This window comes from Paenibacillus sp. Marseille-Q4541 (genome assembly GCF_018310695.1).
Taxonomy (GTDB): Bacteria; Bacillota; Bacilli; order Paenibacillales; family Paenibacillaceae; genus Paenibacillus.
In genome coordinates this window covers 1-2867 of the sequence record NZ_JAGXCY010000075.1, presented here as the reverse complement: position 1 = coordinate 2867, position 2867 = coordinate 1, and the positions used below count along the sequence as shown (strand labels likewise).

Here is a 2867-nt window from a genome sequence, read left to right as displayed (position 1 = left end):
GATATATACGTATAAATTGTTGACAATATTCTGTTTTTTACTTATGATGAAAAAGTTCTTTCAGATGTATATATGTAATTATTTGAATATAAATCAACCTAACAGGGGGACATCATGAGTACTTTCACTAAGCAATATGAAGAAATTAGAGAGATAGGCAGCCGCATTTTTGACAATCCCGAACTGGGTTACAAGGAACATAAAACACATCAAGCAGTACTTGATTTCTTACTTAAAGTAAATCCAGATCTTGAGTATGAGGTGTTCTGTGGTACGGGGATCAAAACGACACTCGGAACCGGAAAACAACTAAATCTCGGTTTTATTGCTGAACTGGATGCTGTGTATGCACCATCTCATTTCCATTCAGATCAGGCAACAGGTGCTGCACATAACTGTGGGCACTACACTCAGGTAGCAATCGCGCTTGCACTCTACAAGCATTATTATACAACGAAAGCTTATGAATCCTTGGATATGGCTCTTACGTTTATTTTTGTACCAGCAGAAGAATATCTCGATTTACCTTACCGAGATGCGCTGAAGGAGAAAGGTGAAATTACGTATTACGGTGGCAAACCGGAGGCGATGAAGCGAGGCATATTTGACGATATTGACCTTGGTGTATGTGTTCATTCCATGGGTGGGGAATATCCAAAACGTACGATTGAAATCAATTGTGATCTTGCAGGTTTCCTTTACAAAAAGTATACCTTTAAAGGCCGTGCATCCCATGCAGGTTTTGATCCTTCTTCAGGTACGAACGCTTACAGCATGTCTACACTGTTTAATGTCGCACTTGGAATGCAAAGACAGCACTTCAAGGATGCAGAGAAGGTACGAATGAACCCGATTGTTATGCAATCGGATATGTCAACGAATGTAATTCCTAATCAAATTACAGTAGGAACTGATCTTCGAACGCAGTCTGTGGAATATATGAAGGAAGTTGCTAAACAAATGGATCAGGCCGCAAAAGGTAGTGCATTAGCTATGGGCGGAGAGGTAGAAGCAACGACTCAGATGGGCTATCTACCATTTGTACAAGATCGTTATCTGTCTGAATTTGCCATGGCAGCATTCGAGGAGAATGAAGAAATTGAAGAAATCCTCAACAATAATGCAATCAGTGCAGCAGGGGATATCGGAGACTTATCTTACATGATGCCATGTATTCAAATTGGCTATAGCGGATTTACAGGCACGATTCACGGAGATGACTTCAAGGATATTGATCCTAAGTTCATATATGAAGTATTCCCAAGATATTTGACTGAAGTAATCAGCAAAATGAATGGTCAACTGGACAAATCGAAAATTTACCGTCGAACTTTTACTGAATACGAAGCACTACTTTCTTCTATTACAGAGTAGCCTTCAACATAGATAGGTTATGTAACAACCATAAGAAATTATAGAAATGAGGAACCTGTTTCATGAAGTCAAAAGCACATCTAGTATATCTCATCATTTTTGCTTTAATTCTGATTACAGCAGCCGAGATGATTGGGATGCAATCGATCCCTATTGGGGATATCAAAATCAATCTTCTCCCGCTTGTTTTCGCTATTCTTATTGCAATGATCCTGGGAATGAAATTCTTCAGACGCGGAATTATGACAAAGGTGTACAGTAAAGAGAACGTAAACTTTGCAAGTAAATACCTTATTTTTATCATGCTCCCTCTAATGGCACGTTACGGCGCGGATGTAGCGCCTAAATTGAAAGAAATTCTTTCTGTTGGTTGGGTATTCTTGCTTCAAGAGATCGGTAATCTCGGAACTGTATTACTTGGTCTTCCGATTGCGATTCTGCTCGGTCTGCGCCGAGAAGCGATCGGAGCTACGCTCGGACTTGGTCGTGAAGGTGAACTTGCTTACATTTCAGAGAAATACACGCTTGATTCAAGTGAAGGACGCGGTGTATTGTCCCTCTATATTATTGGAACGCTTTTCGGAACACTATTCTTTAGTATTATTGCACCAGTAATGCATTCTCTCGGGTTTTCCATTGAAGCCCTTGCGATGTCTGCTGGGGTAGGTTCTTCCAGTATGATGGTAGGTGCTTCATCATCCCTTATTGCGCTGGCACCAGATAAGGCAGAGATCATCAACAGTTATGCTGCAGCAAGTCAGCTGCTTACAAGCTTCCTGGGAACGTACACGATGGTCTTCCTAGCTGTTCCACTGCAACGCTTCATGTACAATCTGTTTACTGGAGGTAAAAAGTAATGACATTGGATAAAAAAAATTGGATGAAAGCTGGACTCGTACTTTTGCTAAGTGTCTCGCTTATTCTATTCACTGATATTATGAAACAAATTCGGATCGGAGAGGGCGTCTCCGTATCCTGGGATACAATTGGAGGGCTCGCTGTCTTGTGGTTATTCTCCATGATCGGCATCCTGATCTCTTCTTTAATGAAGAAAGTCCCAGTCAAAGCTCTTCAGGAGTTCCCTGTACTTGGATGGGTATCTCTAACCTCTCTTGTGTTTTGCTTGATTTCAAATGTATTTGTAGAAGCGATTCAAGCAGTTAACTTCTTGTCGATCACTACACCTATTTTGGCGTTCGCTGGGATATCCGTAGTAGACCGTCTGGGAGATCTTCGTAAAACATCTTGGCGTGTAGCGATCGTTGCGTTGTTTGTTTTTACAGGAACTTACCTTGGAAGTGCGATTTTATCTGAAATTGGCCTTTCTTTGACTCGATAAACGTACGATCAGACTCATACATGATGTATTCAAATGAGAGTGAGAAAACCTGTTCCTTGTGAACAGGTTTTTTCTTGTATTTGGATTAGAAACATCATAATTGGGTTATATATGTTAAATGATAAGGCATAAAAAAACACGATCCTGTATATTT

3 protein-coding genes are annotated in these 2867 nt (G+C 40.4%); all 3 read left to right on the top strand.

Annotation, left to right across the window (positions count from 1 at the left end; genetic code table 11):
• Window positions 1-114 precede the first annotated feature (114 nt).
• The 3 genes from KFT32_RS27075 (at window position 115) to KFT32_RS27065 (ending at window position 2713) form a co-directional block, all read left to right on the top strand.
• The gene (locus KFT32_RS27075; RefSeq protein WP_211750455.1) at window positions 115-1374 is read left to right on the top strand and encodes a M20/M25/M40 family metallo-hydrolase; all 1260 of its coding nucleotides are present in this window, start codon (window positions 115-117) and stop codon (window positions 1372-1374) included.
• A 62-nt stretch (window positions 1375-1436) separates the two neighbouring features.
• Window positions 1437-2231, top strand: a complete 795-nt coding sequence (locus tag KFT32_RS27070; protein ID WP_211750454.1) for a DUF3100 domain-containing protein — start codon at window positions 1437-1439, stop codon at window positions 2229-2231.
• The gene (locus KFT32_RS27065; RefSeq protein ID WP_211750453.1) at window positions 2231-2713 is read left to right on the top strand and encodes a hypothetical protein; all 483 of its coding nucleotides are present in this window, start codon (window positions 2231-2233) and stop codon (window positions 2711-2713) included. The genes KFT32_RS27070 and KFT32_RS27065 overlap by 1 nt, the downstream gene beginning before the upstream one ends.
• The last annotated feature ends 154 nt before the right edge of the window (window positions 2714-2867 follow it).